The sequence below is a fragment of the Moorena sp. SIO3I8 genome (genome assembly GCF_010692325.1).
Lineage (GTDB): Bacteria > Cyanobacteriota > Cyanobacteriia > Cyanobacteriales > Coleofasciculaceae > Moorena.
Genome location: NZ_JAAHHW010000084.1, coordinates 23,304 through 29,303, shown reverse-complemented (window position 1 = coordinate 29,303; position 6,000 = coordinate 23,304). Strand labels below are relative to the sequence as shown.

General features: G+C 43.2%; 6 protein-coding genes. 3 read left to right on the top strand and 3 right to left on the bottom strand.

Features of this window, described 5'->3' with window-relative positions:
- The first annotated feature begins 290 nt into the window (after window positions 1-290).
- From F6K51_RS25290 to F6K51_RS25280, 3 genes are read left to right on the top strand one after another with little or no spacing between them, the layout of a single operon-like run.
- Complete coding sequence (locus tag F6K51_RS25290; RefSeq protein ID WP_293025363.1) at window positions 291-1,064, top strand: RNA polymerase sigma factor; 774 nt, start codon at window positions 291-293, stop codon at window positions 1,062-1,064.
- Entirely contained in the window at window positions 1,034-2,047 is a 1,014-nt protein-coding gene (locus tag F6K51_RS25285) for a tetratricopeptide repeat protein (RefSeq protein WP_293025362.1), read from the top strand. Before F6K51_RS25290 ends, F6K51_RS25285 begins: the two co-directional genes overlap by 31 nt.
- Before the next feature lie 30 nt (window positions 2,048-2,077).
- A complete protein-coding gene (locus F6K51_RS25280) occupies window positions 2,078-2,245 on the top strand; it encodes a hypothetical protein (protein WP_293025361.1) in 168 nt (55 codons plus the stop codon).
- A gap of 1,173 nt (window positions 2,246-3,418) precedes the next feature.
- Here F6K51_RS25280 and F6K51_RS25275 read toward each other — a convergent pair.
- The 3 genes from F6K51_RS25275 to F6K51_RS25265 all read right to left on the bottom strand — a co-directional run bounded on the left by F6K51_RS25275 (window position 3,419) and on the right by F6K51_RS25265 (window position 5,742).
- Window positions 3,419-3,859: a peptidoglycan-binding domain-containing protein gene (locus tag F6K51_RS25275; protein ID WP_229415271.1), complete on the bottom strand. Its 441-nt coding sequence runs from the start codon at window positions 3,857-3,859 to the stop codon at window positions 3,419-3,421.
- Between the two features lie 724 nt (window positions 3,860-4,583).
- Complete coding sequence (locus F6K51_RS25270; RefSeq protein ID WP_293025360.1) at window positions 4,584-5,027, bottom strand: peptidoglycan-binding domain-containing protein; 444 nt, start codon at window positions 5,025-5,027, stop codon at window positions 4,584-4,586.
- 325 nt (window positions 5,028-5,352) lie between these two features.
- The gene (locus F6K51_RS25265; protein WP_293025359.1) at window positions 5,353-5,742 is read right to left on the bottom strand and encodes a peptidoglycan-binding domain-containing protein; all 390 of its coding nucleotides are present in this window, start codon (window positions 5,740-5,742) and stop codon (window positions 5,353-5,355) included.
- Between the last annotated feature and the right edge of the window lie 258 nt (window positions 5,743-6,000).

Here is a 6,000-nt window from a genome sequence, read left to right as displayed (position 1 = left end):
CTTCAATCAACTCAAATCACTAACAATTTGTTAACGGCCTTGGTGTAAGGGAACGATAAATTTGCCCAAAATCCCGAGTATTAGTCCAAAATTCTCCCCATCTCCCCATCTCCCCATCTCCCCATCTATTTTTTGCGAGAATGAAACAGCCCTGCCCTCCTGGGAGGGGTTAGGGGTGGGTTACTCTTACCTGCTCCCTGCTCCCTGCTCCCTGCTCCCTGTTCCCTATCTCGACAGTTAAACCTAATTTTGTACGACTACTTAGAGTTCACTCAATTTTCTTCAAAAAAATGAAAACAGAAACAAAATTAGACGAGATTAATCTATTAAAAAGTATATCTCTTGGCGATCGCACTGCCTTTTGGCAGTTATGGCTGGTCAATCAAGACTATCTTTACGGTCGGTGCGTAACTTGGATGGGAGGCGATCGCACCAATGCTGAAGAAGCATTAAGTCTGGCCAGAATCAAGGCGTGGGAGAAACTACCACACCACGCCGAAAAAATTACTAATCCCAAAGCATGGCTAACTCGAATGACTCATAACCTCTGCGTAGATCTGCATCGAAAACGCCAGAGAGGTGCAATCGGTATGGAGAGCATTGAAGAAATGGCAGTGGGAGAACACCAGACATTAGCTTCTAGTGAGTACTCTCCTGAGTCAGCTATTCTCCGTCGCGAGTTACGAATGTACATCCGCCGTGAAATAGAGGCTCTGTCTCCCCAACTGCGAGAGCCTTTTGTGCTGCATTTTTACCAAGATATACCCTACCCAGACATTGCCAAAAAACTTGCTCTCTCGGTGGATAACGTTTACAAACGCATTCAAAAGGGGCGAGCAATTATGGAAAAGCAGTTGAAGCGGTATCTATCAGGAATAGATGATTCTTCCCCCTTGTTAAAAGAGATTGACAAGGATGAGATTTGGGATGAATTTAAAACTAAACAATCCGTGATTCCATCTCAAAATGCGAAGACAAAAGAGTGCCATTTTGAGCAAATTAATGATAAAATAAATTATGCGATAACAGCGATATGTCTAGAAACACTAACCCCTGTTTGGTAACCTTATCTCAGTCTTCAAAGGTCGAGTTAAATGTACAACTGTTATTAGATAAAAAAACCACCCGAAAACAGCAGAAGTTGAAAACCTTAACTAACTATGTGCAGCAGTATCCCTCTGGATGGAAAAAACGGTTGGAATTGGCTGATTTACTCTATGAAAGTGGAAACTGGGAGCAGGCTGTTAAGGAGTATGACCAAGTTATTGAGCGGCAATCTCAATTAATTCAGGTAAGGTTGAAACTGGGGAAACTTTTACAGTTGATGGGAGAGGTGGCTAAGGCAATTGAGGTTTATGAGAGTGCTTTGCCATTATCCAGTAATGTTGCTACTGGGCATCATATCCGGGGTTTGATAGAGGTCTGTCGCCGTCAGCCAGAGAAAGCAGTAAAAGCCTTTGAGACAGCCGCATCTTCTGAGCCAGAAAATCCGTCTCACTGGCTGGCATTGGGGCGGGTTGAGATGGAACTGGATCATGCTCACGCTGCTTTGAAAGCTTTTGAGCAAATCTTGTTACTTCAGCCAGATGATATTGTTGCTATGATTCACAGTTATGATGCACTCCTAATACTGGGTGATTTTCAGTCAGCAGAGTTGAGGTTAAGTAGAGCAGAAGAGTTAGCCCCTGGTGATTACTCAGTTTTAAAACGACGCTTGGCCTATCGTTGCCGGATGAAATTAGTATTGGGTAAAGAAGGGAAGCAGACTAAAAAGATAGTTAATGCTGTATTGAAACTGGCTCCCCACTCCGCTGATGCTCATAAGTTGCAGGCTGACTATTATCGGTTCCGAGGAGAATCAGCAAAAAGCCTGGCTATATTGAAGCAGTTTACTGAGGAGTACCCAAATAATCCTCATGGCTGGTGTTATTATTCCCGGTTTTTGTCTGATAGGGGTGAAAATAAAAGGGCGGTTGAAGTTATTGAGAAAGCTGATCATCTATACCCGAATAATTGGCTAGTTTATGGAGCGTTATGTAAGTTGTAGGGTGCGAAGCATGAAATGTAACGCACCGTATTGATTCAAGAGCATTATGATTGGTTTATTATTATTGAACCTGATAGTGGGGAGTATTTTATCGATGAAGATAAAAAGGTAGCACTGGCAAAATACCGTTCTCAACATCCAGGTAAAAAGTGTATTATTATGCGAATTAATGAAACAGGAACTTGTGGAACAATATGATCCAAGGTGAATTTAAAGCGGTTTGCAATTCATTTAGGTACAAAGTTCTGGTTTTTTAGGGAGCAGGGAGCAGGGAGCAGGGAGCAGGGAGCAGGGAAGAGTAACCCACCCCTAACCCCTCCCAGGAGGGGAAGTGAGGGAAGAGGGAAGAAGGAAAACAATCCTGTGTACCTGATAGTTATGCAAACCGCCGTAATAGTCGAGGAGAGTTGTTTTTTGAAATTGGCTTGATGTCTGATGATGGAGAGATTTTTGCCGTAATGGCACTGTTAGATACAGGGTTTACTGATGATTTATCATAATACCAAAAACTGCTCGGATATCTTGACTACTGTTCCCTGTTCCCTGTTCCCTGTTCCCTTGAGATATCAATCCTATGTTCACATCTCAAATACAAACGCTATATGAGGGAAAGGTGGTTATTGAGGAAGAGGAGTTTACGGTTGAAGTGTTAGGAGGAGAGGGTGCATCTCATATTTGTAAAAAAGTTGCGTAGTGGCGTGGCAAGCTTAAAATAGTGCAATAGATTTTTGCTCCCCATCTTCCCACACTCCCCACACTCCCCACACTCCCCACACTCCCCCATCTGTTTCTAATGCATCAAATTAAGCTTGCCACGCCAGTAGGGTGTGTTAGGGGGGCCTCATTTTCCGCTCAAGCGCCAGGGTTTAGACAGCCCGCCCCGTAACGCACCACCTTGTCAAACAACAAAAATGAGATGCACCCGGAGGAGATCAACTGGTGAATAGTCTTTTAGGTGTTTTGTGGTTACTAACAAAGCGTTTAGTTGTGGATTTTCCCATGGGAGTGTTAACCCTAGGATAAGCGATGCTCAGCAAAGAGCTGCTATGGGAAAGTATTACTGATAGTTAAAGAGGTGCGTTACACTTGGTTAACGCACCCGACAAGATCAGGGATTAGCCCAAAGGGCAGTGCTTCGCGATTGACCGTAGGTCACGCTACGGGAACGCACTAATTTGGGATCTTTAGCAAAAGATATTGCTTCTTCAGTACCTTTTATGCTAAACCGACAGTTAAAAAACTCAGAAAGCTTACGGTACAAGGGTTCTTAGGCTATTTAACTAGCAAAATTTTCTGAATACGGCCTCTTTCCCCTGCTCCGAACGCGCCCCGCGTGGCCCACGGCCTCAGTCCCTTTGCCAAAGTGTTTATTTAGCATGACCGTAGAGTCAAGATATCATCGATGGCACGATAGGTTTTTTTACTGACAATCCCATCAACAATCAAGTGGTTAGGATCAGATTCGTAGAGGGTTTCGTTGTAGTCGCTTTGGAACTTCATTACTACCTGTTCTGTTTGGGAGCCAAACTGTCCGTCAATAACCAAATAATAGCCCATGTAGCAATTTAAGAACTGCTGGAGAAAGCGGACAGCTTGACCGGCTTTTCCCTTTTTCAAAACTGGTAGGTGGGTGACGTAAGCAGCGTTAGCCTGACTAGTTACTTCAGAACCATTAGCTAGTGCCAAACCATTAGCTAGTGCAGAACCATTAGCTAGTACAGAGTTAGAATTGATAGTGTTAGTTCCCATGATTGATTTCTTTTCCTTGATGATTTGACGTTTACGATGGAATACCTTGTCAGGTTTCGACATTGGACAAAGTTTTTATTTTCTGTCTTTTGTCTCTACACCTTTAAGACGATATCAAAACCCTATTTTGGAATTTTTCGAGTTAGCACCAATTTTTGTCGATCGACTCACCCCATTAAACCTACTTGACCTCTCAAACCCCTCTTGCCATCTAACTTGTAGCCGTTTCAGTGTCAGGGACAATTGGGTGCATCTCAATGGATGAAATTAGGCAAAAATTCCCACACTTCCCGCGCCCCCGCCCCTTATTTTTTACAAATATGAGATGCACCAGGGACAATTTACCCCTGGTGCAACCGAGGCTATATCCCTGCCCTTGTGTTTGTTACAGAGAGTACAAGATAACGCTAAATTGGATTAATTACTAACAGTAACGAGCTGTATAGACCAAATAGCCGGTCGGGACTTCCTGGGATTCTGTTAGCATCAAAAAACCCCCTTAACGGGGGCTGTTCAGAGGTAAACTTGAGGGAGTTTGGTCGGTAGTTAGATATTATATATTTTGAAATTGTTTAGGTTTAGGACTTGATTTTGGTCAAGAATTTATTGTATAATTATGACCTGCTCTTCAGATGATACCGCCTTAATTGCCAGGATGCGGCGAGGCATTTTGGGTTGAGTTGGGAGTAATTCAGTGACCAGTCACCAGTGATCAGATGATTGTAACGGGCGGTGAGCAGGGGCTGAGTTCACCGCCCTGTGCTATATCCCTACTAATTCGGGATCTTTAGCAAAACATATTACCGATGGCACGATAGGTGTCTTTACCGACAATCCCATCAACAATCAAGTAGTCAGGATTAGATTTGCCCTGGTAGTTGTAGTCGCTTTGGAAATTCCTTACTGCCTGTTCTGTTTGGGGGCCAAACTGTCCGTCAAAAACCAAAGAATAGCCCATGTAGCAAATTAATAACTGCTGGAGAAAGCGGACAGCTTCACCGGCTTTTCCCTTTTTCAAAACTGGTAGGTGGGTGACGTAAGCAGCGTTAGCCTGACTAGTTACTTCAGAACCATTAGCTAGTGCAGAACCATTAGCTGGTGCAGAACCATTAGCTAGTGCAGAACCATTAGCTAGTGCAGATTTAGAATTGATAGTGTTAGTTAGCATGATGGATTTCTTTTCCTTAATGATTTGACGTTTACGATGGAATACCTTTTCAGGTTTCGACATTGGACAAAGTTTTTATTCTCTGTCTTTTGTCTCTACACCCTTAAGACGATCTCAAAACCCTATTTTGGAATTTTTCGAGTTAGCACCAATTTTTTGATATCGACTCACGCCATTCAAACCCATTTCAAAGCCCAAAACCCTTTTAAAACCTAACTTTTAGCCGTTTCAGTGTGTTGGGGGAAAAAGCTCGGAGCCGCTACCCGAACCCATTACTGATAGCAAAAAAGGTGCGTTACACGTTGTTAACGCACCCGACAAGATCAGGCATTAGTCCAAAGAGCGCTTCGCGATTTACCGTCTACGCGAACGCACTAATTTGGGATCTTTAGCAAAACATATTACCGATGGCACGATAGGTTTCTTTCCCGACAATCCCATCTACAATCAAGTAGTCAGGATTAGATTTGTCGAAGTAGTTGTAGTTGCTTTGGAAATCCCTTACTGCCTGTTCTGTTTGGGAGCCAAACTGTCCGTCAAGAACCAAATAATAGCCCGTGTAGCAATTTAAGAACTGCTGGAGAAAGCGGACAGCTTCACCGGCTGTTCCCTTTTTCAAAACTGGTAGGTGGGTGACGTAAGCAGCGTTAGCCTGACTAGTTACTTGAGAACCATTAGCTAGTACAGAGTTAGAATTGATAGTGTTAGTTGCCATGAGGGATTTCTTTTCCTTAATGATTTGACGTTTACGATGGAATACCTTTTCAGGTTTCGACATTGGACAAAGTTTTTATTCTCTGTCTTTTGTCTCTACACCCTTAAGACGATCTCAAAACCCAATTTTGGAATTTTTCGAGTTAGCACCAATTTTTTGATCTCAACTCACCCCATTAACCCCACTTCAAAGCTCAAAACCCTTTTTTAACCTAACTTGTAGCCGTTTCAGTGTGTTTGTTGAGAAAGCGATGCTCGGTACGAGCTGCTACGCGATGCTCGGTACGAGCCGCTACGCGAACGCATTACTGATAGCAAAACA